10 protein-coding genes are annotated in these 14,613 nt (G+C 73.4%); 7 read left to right on the forward strand and 3 right to left on the reverse strand.

Annotated elements, in window-relative coordinates:
* Positions 1-228: 228 nt before the first annotated feature.
* The 6 genes from AMK29_RS29810 (at position 229) to AMK29_RS29835 (ending at position 9,472) form a co-directional block, all read left to right on the forward strand.
* Positions 229-3,510 carry an SCO5717 family growth-regulating ATPase gene (locus tag AMK29_RS29810; protein WP_073818886.1) on the forward strand — a complete coding sequence of 1,094 codons (3,282 nt, stop codon included), beginning with the start codon at positions 229-231 and terminating at the stop codon, positions 3,508-3,510.
* A gap of 192 nt (positions 3,511-3,702) precedes the next feature.
* Complete coding sequence (locus tag AMK29_RS29815) at positions 3,703-5,538, forward strand: ABC transporter substrate-binding protein (RefSeq protein ID WP_073819232.1); 1,836 nt, start codon at positions 3,703-3,705, stop codon at positions 5,536-5,538.
* Between the two features lie 4 nt (positions 5,539-5,542).
* Positions 5,543-6,604: an ABC transporter permease gene (locus AMK29_RS29820; RefSeq protein ID WP_073818887.1), complete on the forward strand. Its 1,062-nt coding sequence runs from the start codon at positions 5,543-5,545 to the stop codon at positions 6,602-6,604.
* Positions 6,601-7,512: an ABC transporter permease gene (locus tag AMK29_RS29825; protein ID WP_073818889.1), complete on the forward strand. Its 912-nt coding sequence runs from the start codon at positions 6,601-6,603 to the stop codon at positions 7,510-7,512. Before AMK29_RS29820 ends, AMK29_RS29825 begins: the two co-directional genes overlap by 4 nt.
* On the forward strand, positions 7,509-8,474 hold the full coding sequence (locus AMK29_RS29830; protein ID WP_073818890.1) for an ABC transporter ATP-binding protein: 966 nt from the start codon (positions 7,509-7,511) through the stop codon (positions 8,472-8,474). Before AMK29_RS29825 ends, AMK29_RS29830 begins: the two co-directional genes overlap by 4 nt.
* Entirely contained in the window at positions 8,471-9,472 is a 1,002-nt protein-coding gene (locus AMK29_RS29835; protein WP_073818892.1) for an ABC transporter ATP-binding protein, read from the forward strand. Before AMK29_RS29830 ends, AMK29_RS29835 begins: the two co-directional genes overlap by 4 nt.
* Before the next feature lie 61 nt (positions 9,473-9,533).
* On the opposite strand, the gene AMK29_RS37705 is transcribed toward AMK29_RS29835, so the two are convergent.
* Positions 9,534-10,883 carry a calcium-binding protein gene (locus AMK29_RS37705; protein WP_073818893.1) on the reverse strand — a complete coding sequence of 450 codons (1,350 nt, stop codon included), beginning with the start codon at positions 10,881-10,883 and terminating at the stop codon, positions 9,534-9,536.
* An 84-nt stretch (positions 10,884-10,967) separates the two neighbouring features.
* Positions 10,968-12,098: a type III polyketide synthase gene (locus tag AMK29_RS29845; protein ID WP_073818895.1), complete on the reverse strand. Its 1,131-nt coding sequence runs from the start codon at positions 12,096-12,098 to the stop codon at positions 10,968-10,970.
* Between the two features lie 188 nt (positions 12,099-12,286).
* Here AMK29_RS29845 and AMK29_RS29850 point away from each other — a divergent pair, with 188 nt between their 5' ends.
* Positions 12,287-13,555, forward strand: coding sequence for a cytochrome P450 (locus AMK29_RS29850; protein WP_073818897.1), 1,269 nt, complete (start codon positions 12,287-12,289; stop codon positions 13,553-13,555).
* 63 nt (positions 13,556-13,618) lie between these two features.
* Here the strand turns inward: AMK29_RS29850 and AMK29_RS29855 are convergent, their stop codons facing one another.
* The gene (locus AMK29_RS29855) at positions 13,619-14,587 is read right to left on the reverse strand and encodes a bifunctional riboflavin kinase/FAD synthetase (protein WP_073818899.1); all 969 of its coding nucleotides are present in this window, start codon (positions 14,585-14,587) and stop codon (positions 13,619-13,621) included.
* Positions 14,588-14,613 lie beyond the last annotated feature (26 nt).

Below are 14,613 nucleotides of genomic sequence, written 5' to 3' on the forward strand. Positions count from 1 at the left end.
ACGGCGACCTAGCGCCATGGAGTTGTTCAAGTACGTCCATTTTTGCATCGTTTTGAACGGTCGGGGTTTTCCCTCTGCGGCGCACTCAGTTCACTTGGGGGCCGGACCGGGTCACGGGGAGGGGCGCGGAGGGGCCGTCGGCCCTGCCCGGCGGTCGCCCGCGCCGATTAGGCTGGACGGGCCCCGCCCACAACGGCACAAGGGTGCTCGACCACACCAGGAGGCAAAGTGAACGGCGATCGCGACGAGATCCACGGGGGTTGGAATCCGCCCGCCGACGATCAGTCCGACGCGGATCCCGCCGAGATGACGGGTGAGTTCACCATCGACTACACCCCGCCCGCCTGGTACACGCAGAACGCGTCGGGCGGTGCGGGGTCGGGCGGTGTCACTCCCCCGCCGCCGAGCGGCACTCCGCTCCCCGTGCCGGGGCTCCCGGCGGGCAGCGGCTTCGAGCCCGGCTGGAGCGCGGGGGCTCCGCCGGTGGGGACGGGCGAGGTCGCCGTTCCTCCGGTCACGCCTGCCGCTCCGGTCCTGCCCGCCGCTCCGATGACTCCGGTCGCACCGGTGGGCGTGGCTCCGGTGGGTACGGCGCCCGTCGCCGGCGCCTCGGCGTCCGGCGCCTCCGCGTCCGGGGGCTCGTGGCCTGGTGCCGCTTCGGCCGACGCCTCCCTGCCGGGATCTCCGGCGTCCGGCGGGTCGGTGCCGGACGGCTCCCTGCCGAGTGCTGCGGCGGCGGCGCCACTGCCGGGTGCCTCCGCACCGGAGGCGTCCTCCGGTGACCTCCAGAGCGGCGCGACCGTGCGCTTCTCCCCCGCCGCGCTCCAGCACGAGATGGCGGAGCGTGCGGCGGAGGCCTCCGCGACGCCGGACGCCACGGAGGGCGCGCCCGACCCGGGCCGGACGCCGGGCGAGGCCCAGGACTCCGGATCGGCTCCCGCCGCAACCGTCGACGGCACCACCGCCAGGGGCACGACCGACGGCACCTCCGCCGAGTCCGAACCCGCCGCCCCGAGCACCGACCCCGCCGAGACCACCGGCCCTGCCGCGGCGGCCGCGTCGTCGGACGGGACCGGGCCGGGAGCGGACGGCACGGTCCCTGCCGCCCCCTCGGACACCCACGACGACACCGACGACGAGTCCGCCGTCGAGACGCCCGCCGATGCCGTGGCGACCCCGGAGGCCGGGGACACCGTCGGCGCCGACGCGGACCCGGCGCCGGTCACCGACGCGCTGCCCGCCGAGGCCACCGGCGGCCCCGCGGCCCCGGACGCCCAGCCAGCCGCGCCCGAAACCGCCGGCGTCCCGCCCGTGGCCCCCGCCCCCTACCCGCCCGCCGACGCGCCGCAGGGCTTCGGCCCCGGTGCCGCTCCAGGGCCCCTGCCCGCCGCGGGGCCGGGCGCCGGTGCCGCGCTGCCGCCGCTGCCGCCGTCCTTCCAGCCGGCCGCGCCCGGGCCCGCCCAGCAGTGGCCCGCGCAGCCGGCCCCGGGCGCCCAGCCGGTGCCGCAGGCCGCGCCGCTGCCGCCCGCCGCCGCCTGGCCCGCGCCCCCGGCGCCGGCCGCCCCCGGCGCCGTACCGCCGCAGGCCCAGCACCAGCCGCAGCCACAGCCGCCGGCCCAGCCGCAGTCCCAGCACCAGTCCCAGCCCCAGCACCCGCAGCCCGGTTCCTACGGCTACCCGCAGGCGCCCCAGCAGCCCACGCCCCCGGGCGGCTACGGCTTCCCGCACCCCGGGACGCCTCCGCAGCAGGGCGGTTACGGCTACCCGCCGGGGGCACCTCCCGGGCCGCAGGGCCCAGGGGGACAGCCGGCGCCCCCCGGTGGTGTGCCGCCGCAGGCCCAGGTGCCGGGCGGCGGATACGGCTACCCGCACCCCGCCGCCGTACCCCCGCAGGCCCCCGCACCCCAGCCGCCGCACGACGCGCAGCCGCCCGTCGATCCGCGGACCGGGGCCGCCTGGCCCTCGCCCGTGACGCACGACCAGCGCGAGCGGTCCGTGCCGGGCGCGCCCCTCGGCTACAACGCGGCCGTGGAGCTCTCCTCCGACCGCCTGCTGCGCAACAACAAGCAGAAGCCCAAGTCCAGCCGGAACCCCGGCGGTGCCGCCTCCCGGTTCAAGCTCGGCGGGAAGAAGGAGGAGGCGGAGCGGCAGCGCAAGCTGGAGCTGATCCGCACGCCGGTCCTCTCCTGCTACCGGATCGCGGTCATCTCGCTCAAGGGCGGTGTCGGCAAGACCACGACGACGACCGCGCTCGGCGCGACCCTGGCGACCGAGCGGCAGGACAAGATCCTGGCGATCGACGCCAACCCGGACGCGGGCACCCTGGGCCGCCGGGTGCGGCGCGAGACCGGGGCGACCATCCGGGACCTGGTGCAGGCGATCCCGTACCTCCACTCGTACATGGACATCCGCCGCTTCACCTCGCAGGCGCCGTCCGGTCTGGAGATCCTCGCCAACGACGTCGACCCGGCCGTCTCGACGACCTTCAACGACGAGGACTACCGGCGGGCGATCGACGTCCTGGGCAAGCAGTACCCGATCATCCTCACGGACTCGGGCACGGGTCTGCTGTACAGCGCCATGCGTGGGGTGCTCGACCTCGCCGATCAGCTGATCATCATCTCCACGCCCTCCGTGGACGGCGCCTCCAGCGCGTCGACGACGCTGGACTGGCTCTCCGCGCACGGCTACGCGGACCTGGTGCAGCGCTCCATCACGGTCATCTCCGGGGTCCGCGAGACCGGCAAGATGATCAAGGTCGAGGACATCGTGCAGCACTTCCAGACCCGCTGCCGCGGCGTCGTGGTGGTGCCCTTCGACGAGCACCTGTCGGCCGGCGCCGAGGTGGACCTCGACATGATGCGGCCGAAGACCCGGGAGGCGTACTTCCACCTCTCGGCGATGGTCGCCGAGGACTTCGTGCGGGCCCAGCAGGCGCAGGGGCTCTGGACCGGCGACGGCCAGGGCGCGATGCCTCCGCACATGGCCCCGCCGATGCCCGGACACCAGATGCCGGGACAGCCGATGCCCGGGCAGCAGGTGCCGGGGCAGTTCGCGCCCGGCCAGCCCGTGCCGGGTCAGCCGTACGGAGGCCCGCCCGCGCCCGGTCAGCCGTACCCGCCGCAGCAGCCCTACGGCCAGCCGCAGCCGGGCCAGCCCTACGGCGCGCAGCCCGCGCCAGGACAGCCGTACGCGGCGCAGCCCATGCCCGGTCAGCCGATGCCGGGGCAGCCCGCGCCCGGACAGCCGTACGGAGCACAGCCCGCCCCGGGTCAGCCGTACGGAGCACAGCCCGCGCCCGGACAGCCGTTCGGCGCGCCTCCCGGGCAGCCCGGGATGCCCCAGGGCTGGCAGCAGCCGGCGCCCGGTCAGCCGCTGCCCCCGCAGGCCGATCCGCAGGATCACGGCACCGGTTCCGCGCCCGGGCAGGATCAGGGACAGCCCCAGGTCCCGCCCCCGCACTGGCACCGGCAGCAGCCTCCGCAGGCACCGCCAGCCCCTCAGCAGTAAGGCGTCACAGGAGTAGACCAATGAGGCCCCGTACCGGTTCACCGGTACGGGGCCTCTCGGCATTCCCGCAGCCCACACGGGGTTTGACGGATCGTTGACGACGGCAGACCACCGCTGATACACCTTCGCTTCACCCACCCTCAGCCCAAGATCCACGACAGATCCCCCGACGCGAGGTCACGTCCCATGGTCATGGTCACGAAGGCTCCACCCCGCCGCACCCCCGCCCCCCGAGCACTCCGTCTGCTGCTCGCCTCCGGTGTCACCGCCGTCTCGCTCGTGGCCGTCCCCGGTACCGCCGCCGCCGAGGACGACAAGGCGGCCACCGGGAACACGCTCACCGTCGCCGTCTCGCAGAGCATCGACTCGCTGAGCCCGTTCCTCGCCCAGAAGCTCACCTCGACGAGCATCCACCGGCTGGCCTATGAGTACCTGACCAACTACGACGCGAAGGACGCCCGACCCGTCCCGGGCCTGGCGACCGCGTGGAACTCCTCGCCGGACAAGCTGACGTGGACGTACACGATCCGCGAGGACTCGACCTGGTCCGACGGGAAGCCGGCCACCGCCGAGGACGCGGCCTGGACCTTCAACAAGATGATGACCGACCCGAACGCGGCCACCGCCAACGGCAGCTTCACGGCCAACTTCGCGCAGGTCACCGCGCCCGACCCGCGGACGCTCGTCATCCGGCTCAAGAAGCCCCAGGCGACGATGACGGCGCTCGACGTGCCGATCGTGCCGAAGCACGTCTGGGAGAAGGTGGGCGACTTCTCGAAGTTCAACAACGACAAGCAGTTCCCCATCGTCGGGAACGGCCCCTTCGTCATCACCGACTTCAAGGTCGACCAGTACATCAAGCTCAAGCCGAACAAGACGTTCTGGCGGGGCGCGCCGAAGTTCGACGAGCTGGTCTTCAAGTACTACAAGGACGGGGACGCGGCCGTCGCCGCCCTCCAGAAGGGCGAGGTGTCCTTCGTCCCGAACCTGACGCCCGCCCAGGCCGACGCGCTCAAGACGCAGAAGAACATCAAGGTCAACGACGCCCCCGGCCGCCGCTTCTTCGCCATCGCCACCAACCCGGGCGCGCGGGCCAAGGACGGGAAGACCTTCGGCAACGGTCACAAGGCGCTGCTCGACCCGGCGGTCCGCAAGGCGCTCTTCCTCGCCGTCGACCGGACGACCATCGTCGACAAGGTCTTCCAGGGGCACGCCGTCGAGGGCGAGGGCTACATCCCGCCGCGCTTCGGCTCGTACTTCTGGAAGCCGGAGGCCACCCAGAAGCGGGCCTACGACCCGGCCGGGGCCGCGAAGGTCCTCGACGCGGCCGGCTACCGCAAGAACGCCGACGGCAGGCGCGTCGGCAAGGACGGCAAGCCGCTGGACTTCCGCATCCTGTGCCACGCCACCGACCCGAACGACAAGGCGATCGGCAAGTACCTCCAGGAGTGGTGGGGCAAGCTCGGCATCGGCCTGAAGGTCGAGTGCCTGGACAGCGTCTCCGACCCGTGGGTCAAGGGCGACTACGACCTGGCCTTCGACGGCTGGTCGGTCAACCCCGACCCGGACTACGTCCTGTCGATCCACACCTGCGGCACGCTCCCGGCGACGCCGAAGGACTCCGGGGCCACGGACAACTTCATCTGCGACAAGGAGTTCGACACGCTCTACGCGCAGCAGGCGGTGGAGTACGACGCCGCCAAGCGGGCGGATCTGGTGAAGCGGATGCAGTCCCGGCTGTACGACACGGGGTACATGAACATCATGGCCTACCCGAACGCCCTGGAGGCGTACCGCACGGACCAGATCGCGTCCATCACGACCATGCCCGAGGCCGCAGGAAACCTGTGGGGCCAGGACGGCTACTGGAGCTGGTGGTCGGCCGTGCCCGCGACCGGGTCCACCGACTCCGACGGCGGCTCGTCCACCGGGGTGATCGTCGGCGTCGGCGCCGCCGTGGTGCTCCTGGTCGGCGCCGGCGTCGTCCTCGGTCTGCGCCGCCGCTCCACCGCTGACGACCGCGAGTAGGACCGTGACGACGGCAAGCACCGCCGCCGACGTGCCGCGGGCCGAGAAGGCCCGCGTCACGGACGGCGCACCCCGCACCGGTTCCTCCCTCGGCTATCTCCGTCACGCGGCGGGGAAGCTGGGCGGCGCGTTCGTCTCGCTCTTCGCCGTGCTGGTCACCAGCTTCTTCCTCTTCCGGATCATCCCCGGTGACCCGGTGAAGGCCATGACGCACGGCGTGCCCACCTCGGCCGAGCAACTCGCGACTCTCCGACGGCAGTTCGGGCTCGATCTGCCGCTGTGGCAGCAGTTCACCGACTACTGCGCCAAGGCGCTGAGCGGCGACCTCGGCACCTCGTTCCAGTTCCGCACCCCCGTCGGGGAGCTGATCGCGGAGAAGCTGCCCGCGACGCTGCTGCTCACCGGGGTCGCCGTGGTGATCTACTCGGCGCTCGGGCTCTGGCTCGGCACCCGCTCGGCCTGGCGCCACGGCGGCCTCGGCGACAAGCTGAACACCGGGATCGCGCTGACCCTGTGGTCGGTGCCCTCCTTCTGGCTCGGGCTGCTGCTCATCATCGTGTTCTCCGTCGGCATGGGCCCGGTCCCGGGGCTCTTCCCGACCGGCGGCATGGAGTCGGGCACCGGCGAGACCGGGCTCGCGTACGTCCTCGACGTCGCCCACCATCTGGTGCTGCCGGTCGTCACGCTCGTGGCGGTCGGCTACGCGCAGACCCTGCTGGTGATGCGCTCCTCGCTGCTCGACGAGATGGGCGGCGACTATCTGACCACCGCGCGGGCGAAGGGGCTGCGCGACGACGCCGTCCGGCGCCGCCACGCCGTGCCGAACGCGCTCCTGCCGACCGTCACGATGATCTTCATCAATCTGGGCCATGTGGCCGCCGGATCGATCCTGGTGGAGACGGTGTTCTCCTGGCCGGGGCTCGGCGGGCTGTTCTACCAGGCGCTCAGCGTGCCCGACCTGCCGCTCGTGCAGGGCCTGTTCGTGGTCTTCGCCGGAGCGATGATCCTGATGAACCTGATCGCCGACCTGCTCTATCCGCTGCTCGACCCCCGGGTGGGCCGATGACCTCTCCGACTCCCGCCGCCTCCGCCTCCTCGCTCGCGTGGCAGCGCCGACGGCACACGGCGTCCCGCTTCTGGCGCGGCTACCGCTCCCACCGCGCCGGCCTGTACGGCCTCGCCGGTCTCGCGCTGATCGCCCTGCTCGCCCTCACCGCCCCGCTGCTCGTCGGCGCCGACGTGCAGTCGGTGACGAAGGCCACCGGGACGGCCCTGGAGGCTCCGAGCGCGGAGTTCCCCCTGGGCACCGACCAGTTCGGGCGTTCACTGCTCGGCCTGCTGATCTGGGGGGCGCGGATCTCGCTGCTCGTCGGCCTCCTGGCGGCGACCCTCTCGGTCGCCATCGGCACCCTGGTGGGGATCGTCGCCGGGCACTACGGCGGCTGGTTCTCGACCGTCGTCATGCGGATCACCGACTGGTTCCTCGTCATGCCGGCCCTGGTCCTCGCGATCGTGCTCGCCACCGTCATGTCACGGTCGATGTGGACGGTGATCCTGGCCATCGGCGTGACCTCCTGGCCGACCACCGCCCGCCTGGTGCGGGCCCAGACGATCGCGGTCGAGTCCCGTCCGTACATCGAGCGGGCCACCGCGCTCGGCGGCGGCCACGGGCACGTCATGACCCGACACGTGCTGCCGAACGTGATGCCGCTGGTGCTCGCGCAGACCACGCTCGGCATCTCCACCGCCATCCTCACCGAGGCGACCCTCGCCTTCCTCGGGCTCGGCGACCCGACGGTGGTGTCCTGGGGCGGGATGCTCCAGGACGCGCGCGAGGCGGGCGCGGTCTCCTCCGGGCACTGGTGGTACCTGGCCCCGCCCGGCATCGCCATCGCCCTGGTCGCGCTCGCGTTCACCCTGTGCGGCCGCGCGGTCGAGTCCGTGCTCAACCCGAAGCTGGGGGTGGGGCGATGAGCCTCCTCGACGTCCGGGACCTGCGGGTGACGTACGGCTCGGGCGTGAACGCCGTGCCCGCCGTACGCGGGGTCGACCTCACCCTGGAGGCGGGCAGCAAGCTGGGCGTGGCGGGCGAGTCCGGCTGCGGCAAATCCACGCTCGCCCTCGCGCTGCTGCGGCTCCTTCCGGCCTCGGCGCGGATCGAGGGCCGGATCCTCCTCGACGGCGACGACGTCCTCACCATGACGTGGGGACGGCTGCGGGCCGTGCGCTGGGCGGGCACCTCGATCGTCTTCCAGGGCGCGATGCACTCGCTCAACGCGGTGCACCGGATCGGGGACCAGGTCGCGGAGCCGTTGCTCGTCCACGGCCACGCGACCCCCGCGGCCGCCCGCAGGCGGGCCGGGGAACTCCTCGAACACGTCGGGCTGCCCGCCGCCCGGGCGGCCGCCTATCCGCACGAGCTGTCCGGCGGGCAGCGGCAACGGGTGATGATCGCGATGGCCCTGGCCTGCGACCCGCGGCTGATCGTCGCGGACGAGCCGACGACCGCGCTCGACGTGATGATCCAGGCGCAGATCCTGCGGCTGATCGAGCGGCTCGTCGCCGAGCAGTCCATCAGCCTCCTGATGATCAGTCACGACCTGGCGGTCCTCGCCGACACCTGCGACCGGCTCGCCGTGATGTACGCGGGCCGGATCGTCGAGGAGGGGCCGGCGCGCGCGGTGTACGAGGCCGCGGAGCACCCCTACGGGCGGGCACTGTCCTCGGCGTTCCCGCGCGTCGGCGACCTCGCGTCCCGGCGGGCGCCGCGCGGACTGCCGGGCGACCCGCCGGACCCGGCGGACCTGCCCGGCGGCTGCACCTTCCATCCGCGCTGCCCGGTGGCGGTCGCCGCCTGCGGGGAGCACGACCAGGAACTGCGGGAGGCGGGCACCGGGCACCGGGCCGCCTGCGTCCATGTGGGGAGTGCGTCATGAGTACGGGGACATCCGCGCGGCCGCTGCTGTCGGCCCGCGGCCTTCACGTCACCTTCCCCGGGCGGCGGGGCGCGCCGGTCGCGCGCGCGGTCGACGGGGTGGACCTCGACATCGGCGCGGGCGAGATCGTGGCCCTCGTCGGGGAGTCGGGCTGCGGCAAGACGACCCTCGCGCGCTCACTGCTCGGCCTGGTCCGGCCCACGTCGGGGACGGTCGCCTTCGACGGGCAGCCGCTCGGGTACTCCTCCGCGGCCCTCAAGGCCTACCGGAAGCGGGCGCAGCTGGTCCTCCAGGACCCGAGCGGTTCGCTGAACCCCCGGCACACCGTGTACGACGCGGTGGCGGAGGGGCTGCGGATCCACGGGGTCCACCGGTCGGCGGGCGACGAGCGGGACGCGGTCGCCGGGGCCCTCGCACGGGCCGGGCTGCGCCCGCCGGAGCGCTTCTTCCTGCGCTATCCGCACGAGCTGTCCGGCGGCCAGCGGCAGCGGGTCGTCATCGCGGGGGCGCTGGTCCTGGAGCCCGAACTCATCGTCGCCGACGAGCCGGTGGCCTCCCTCGACGCGTCCGTACGGGGCGAGATCCTGGCGCTGTTGCTGCGCCTGCGGGACGAACTAGGGCTCTCCGCGCTGGTGGTGACGCACGACCTCGGGCTCGCGTGGAACATCGCGGACCGGGTGGCGGTGATGTACCTGGGCCGGGTCGTGGAGACGGGCTCGGTCGAGTCCGTACTGACCCGGCCGCAGCACCCGTACACGCGGGCGCTGCTCTCGGTGCTCCCGGAGTCCGGGGGCGCTCCGGTGGTGCTGACCGGTGAGCCTCCGGACCCGTCCCGCATCCCCGCCGGCTGTCGTTTCCACGTCCGCTGTCAGGTCCTCGCGTCGGGCGAGGCGACGGCGGTCGCGGACCGCTGCCGGGGCGAGGGGCTGCCGGTCCTCGGTGGTGGCGGGGCGCAGGAGGCGGCCTGCCACTGGGTACGGCGGGAAGCCGTGGTCTGAGCCGCCGGACTCCGCGGCGGGCAGGACCGGCGACCGGGCCAGGCCACGTGACCGGGTGGGCTCAGCGAGCCGCGGGCGCGGCGACCTTCCCGGCCGCCGTGTCCGCCGGCTTCGCGGGGTGCTGGACCGCCGTGTCCGCGGGCTTCAGGTGCGTCGCGGGCCGGGTGGGGCGGGCGGCCGAGGGGGTCTCGGGCTTCGTGAGACGGCCGGCCGAGGGGCTCTCAGGCTTCGTGGGGCGGCCGGCCGAGGGGTTGGAGGGCTCGGGCCTGGTGGGGCGGGCGGCCGAGGGGTTCTCGGGCTTCGTAAGGCGGCCGGCCGACGGGTCCGCGGGCTTCACGGGGTTCACGGCCTGCTCCGGCGACGGGTCCGCGGGCTTCACGGCGTTCCCGGCCACCGTGTCCGGCTTCGCGGCCTGCCCTGCCACCGTGTCCGCGGGGTGCGGCGGGCGCCCCGCCGACGGGTCCGTCGGCTTCGCGGCCTGCCCCGCCGCCGTGTCCGCCGGGTGCGGCGGCTTCGTGGGGTGCCCGGCCGACGGGTCCGTCGGCTTCGTGGGCTTCCCCGTGCCGTCCGTGGGTGGCGTCTTCGGGAGCTCCTCGCAGGAGCTGATGGACGTGCGGGTGGAGACCGACTTCACCACGCAGGTGTCCTTGCCGACGCCGGCGTCGACGGAACCCCAGTGGGGGCCGACGGTCAGGACCGCTCCGTCGGGGCCGCTGATCCGGTCGTCGCCGGGCCCGGCCTGGATGAGGCCGCCGGACTCGGGGCCGAGGCCCGCCGCCTCGATGACGTCGGCCTCGCTGCCACCGAGGACCCGGCCGGAGAAGTCGATCGTGCCGACCTTGATCGTGTCGATGCCGTCGTTGCCGGTGACGATGCCACCGCCCCGGTTGAACCTGCCGGGCGGGCCGGTGACCGAACCGGTGGTGATCTTGTCGTCGCCGTCGTCGCCGTGGACGACCGCGCCGCGCGTCGCGCCGTCGCCGGCGACGGTGGCGACCTTGATGATGTCGTTGCCCCGGTTGCCGCGGACCATGCTGGAGGCGTTCTGCGGGACGAGGTGCTTGGCGCGGATGACGTCGTCGCCCTCGCCTCCCATCACGGCCGAGTCGATGACCAGGCCGCGCACCTCGATCATGTCGTTGCCGTAGCCGCCCCAGACGGTGACGTTCTCCAGGTCGCTGTCGCAGAAGATGTGGTCGTCGCCGTTGGTGCCGCTCACGATCTCGCCGGGCGGGGCGGACACCCCGTTCACCCAGCACTGGTGCATCGGCACGCGCCCGGCGCGCGCGGCGGCCTCGGCGGGCGCGCCGGCGAGCGTGGCGGCGGCCGCTCCGGCGAGCAGCGCGGTGAGCGCGGCGGGGCCTCGCAGGGCCTGGTGGCGCCTGCGGCGGGGCGGTGGCGTGGCGGACATGCGGCTCTCCTCTGCTCGGGCGGTTCTGGGGACGCGACGTCCATGGCAAGCGCGGTGCGCGACGGGATCGGCGGTGGTCGGCGTTCAGGCGGCCGTGCGGACCGGCCGGAACGGCGGCGCATAGCCCACGATGCGGCGGGCGCCGAGGCTCGGCTCGGGTGTGAGGGGCGCCCCGGCCCACCGTCCGACGCACATCTCGGCGGTGATCCCGGGGCCGAAACCGGCGAGGATGCCGCGCGCGCCCTCGGGCTGCCCGCCTTCCTCGAAGAGCCGGCGGACGGCGTCGAGGACGACGGCGCTGGCGATGTTGCCGTACTCCGTGAGCGTGGCGCGGCTGAACCGGAAGACCTCCGGCGGCACGTCGAGGAAGCGGCTCAGGTCGTCGAGGATGCGCGGACCGCCGGCGTGGACGATGTAGAAGTCCAGCGCCCCGACGTCCCAGCCGTGCGCGCCCGCGATCTCTCGGAGCGCCGGGGCCAGGGGTTCCATCGTGGCGGGCACCCGCTTGTCGAGCAGGAAGTGGAAGCCGGTGGCGCGGACGCTGTAGGCGATCCAGTCCTCGGTGTCGGGCACGAGGTGGGAGCTGTTGCGCTCCAGGGCGATCCCGGTGCCGCCCCGGCCGCGCACCACGGCGGCGGCGACGGCGTCGCCGAACAGGCCGTTGGAGAGCAGCGAGCCGACGCCGATGTCGGTGGGCTGGTAGCAGAGCGAGCAGAACTCGCAGGCCACGATCAGGACGTTGGCGTCGGGGTACGCCATGCAGAAGTCGTGCGCCCGGTTGATCGCCGCTCCGCCTGCGGCGCAGCCGAGCTGCGCGATGGGGACCTGGCGGGTGTGGCTGGGGAAGCCCATCGTGTTGATCATCCAGGCGGTCATGGAGGGCATCATGAAGCCCGTGCACGACACGTAGACGATCATGTCGATGTCCGCCGGGCGCAGCGCCGCGTTCTCCAGGGCCTCACGGACGACCGCCGGGACCCGCGCCTTGGCCTCCGCCTCGTAGCGGAGATTGCGTTCCTCGAAGCCGGGATGCCTCAGGGTCTCCTCGACGGGCTGGACGAGGTGACGGCGGGCCACCCCGGTGTTGCTGATCAGGCGGAGCGCCAGGGCCAGTTGGGGATGCCCCTCATGGCGTGAGCGGGCGAGGTCGAGGGTCTCCTCCATCGTGATCACGTGCTCGGGCACGGACACCGCGGGCTTGCACAAGGTCACCACGACACTCGCTCCTTCGTCTCGTTCGTGAGCTGCCGCCCACACTCACCCGATGATCGCGACCCCGCAACCGCGTACGCGTCCGTATGGCTACCCTGAGTGAGGGTCCGAATGGCGGGGGCGTGCTCCGTCCGGGGGGCTGTCGACGGTCGGCGCATCGACGCCGTCCGCCGCCGGGAACAAGGCACGTCATGACCTCCGAGACGATCGCCGGACCGACCTCAGCCGCGTCACCCTCCGAGGGGGCGACCGCCGCACCGGCACCACCGCCGCCCGCCCACACCTGGGCCGTCGACGACCTCCCCGCCCTCGCCTTCGACCCGCTGCTCGCCGAGCTCCTGGTCAAGGAGCCCGTCGCCCGCATCCGGCTGCCGTTCACCGCGGAGAACGAGGCCTGGCTCGTGACGCGGTACGAGGACGTGCGCACGGTGACCTCCGACCCCCGGTTCAGCCGGACGGCTCTCCTCGACCGTCAGGTCACCGGGATGACCGGGCACATGGTGGCCTCGAAGGCCGCGCTCAACTACGCCGATCCGCCGTACCACACCCAGCTCCGCAAGGCGGTGACCAAGACCTTCACCGGACGGAGCACCGGGCGGCTCCGTCCGCTGACCCAGGCGAGCACCGACCGCTTCCTCGACGCGATGGAGGCGGCCGGCCGCCCCGCCGACCTGATGAAGCACCTGCACGGCCCGCTGCCGATGGCGGTGGTGTGCGACCTGCTCGGCGTCCCCGAGGAGGACCGGGCGGAACTGGCCTCCTGGCCCGACCTCATCCTGTCGTCGGGCCCCGGCCCGGAGAGCAGCAGGGCCGCCAAGGCCCAGATCCGCGGCTACGTCACCCGGCTGCTCGACCGGCGTCGCGCCGAGCCCCGGGACGATCTGGCGGGAGAGCTCGCGGAGGCCCTCGCGGAGGGCCGGATCACCGGCGACGAGGCCGTCTCGCTGGCCATGGCGATCCTGATCAGCGGCGCCCACGCGGTACGGAACAACAGCGCCAACATGGTGTACGTGCTGCTCACCCGGCCGGAGCTGGCGGACCGGCTGCGCGCCGAGCCGGAGCTGCTGCCCCGGGCCGTGGACGAACTGCTGCGCTGGATCCCGCACCGCAACGGAGTCGGGCTGCCGCGGATCGCGACGGAGGACGTCGAGGTCGGCGGGGTGACCATCCGGGCGGGCGAGGCGGTGTACGCCTCCTACCTCGCGGCCAACCGGGACCCGGAGGTCTTCGAGGACCCGCACACCCTCGACTTCGACCGGGAGGGCGTCGGGCACGTCTCCTTCGGGCACGGTCCGCACCACTGCATGGGCGCGATGCTCACCCGCATGGAGTCCGAGGTGATGCTGTCGACGCTGCTGCGGCGCTATCCGGAGCTGCGGCTCGCGGGGCGGCCCGAGGACGTGGTGTGGCAGTCGAAGGGGCTGATCCGAGGCCCGCGGGAACTCCTCGTCACCTGGTGAGGCGGTGACGGACGAGCGGGCGCCCTCCGGTGGGAGGACGCCCGCTCTTCGCTCAGGTCGGTCTCAGACCGTGGGGTGGTGCTCCCGGTCGTACGCCTCCGTCAGCTCCCGGCAGCGCTTCACGTCGCCCGCCATCGCCTGGAGCAGGTCGTCCAGGGTGTCGAACTTCAGCATCCCGCGCACGTACTCCAGGAAGTCCACGGCCACGTGCAGCCCGTACAGGTCGAGCCCCTCGCGGTCGATCGCGTACGCCTCGACCGTCCGCTCCGTGCCGTCGAACTGCGGGTTCGTGCCGACCGAGATGGCGGCCGGCATCCGCTCGCCCGCGGCCGTCAGCCAGCCCGCGTAGACGCCGTCCGCCGGGATCGCGGTGTGCGGGAGGGTCTCGACGTTCGCCGTCGGGAAGCCGAGCTCGCGGCCGCGCTGCGCGCCGCGGACCACGACGCCCTCGACCCGGTGCGGGCGGCCCAGGATCTCGCCCGCCCCGGCCATGTCGCCCTCGGCGACGAGCCGGCGGGTGAGGGTGGAGGAGAAGGGCTGGCCGCCGCCCGCCGAGCCGCTGACGAACAGGTCGATGACCTCGACCTCGTAGTCGTAGGTGGCGCCGAGCTCGGACAGGAAGGCGACGTTCCCGGCGGCCCGGTGTCCGAAGCGGAAGTTGGGGCCCTCGATGACGGCCTTCGCGTGCAGCTTGTCGACGAGCACCTTGACGATGAAGTCGGCCGGGGACAGCTGGGAGAACTCTGCGGTGAACGGCAGCACGAGCACCGCGTCCACCCCGAGGCCGGCCATCAGCTCGGCGCGCCGGTGGTGCGGGGCGAGCAGCGGCGGGTGGCTGCCCGGCCGTACGACCTCGGAGGGGTGCGGGTCGAAGGTGACCACGACGGACGGCACACCGAGCTCCCGGGCCCGCTCGACGGCCCGCCCGATGATCAGCTGGTGACCGCGGTGCACACCGTCGTAGGAGCCGATGGTGACGACGCTGCGTCCCCAGTCCTGGGGAATGTCCTCCAAGCCACGCCAGCGCTGCACTGTGACCGCTCCTCGTCCGCCTGTTC

It is taken from the genome of Streptomyces sp. CB02261, from assembly GCF_001905665.1.
Taxonomy (GTDB): domain Bacteria; phylum Actinomycetota; class Actinomycetes; order Streptomycetales; family Streptomycetaceae; genus Streptomyces.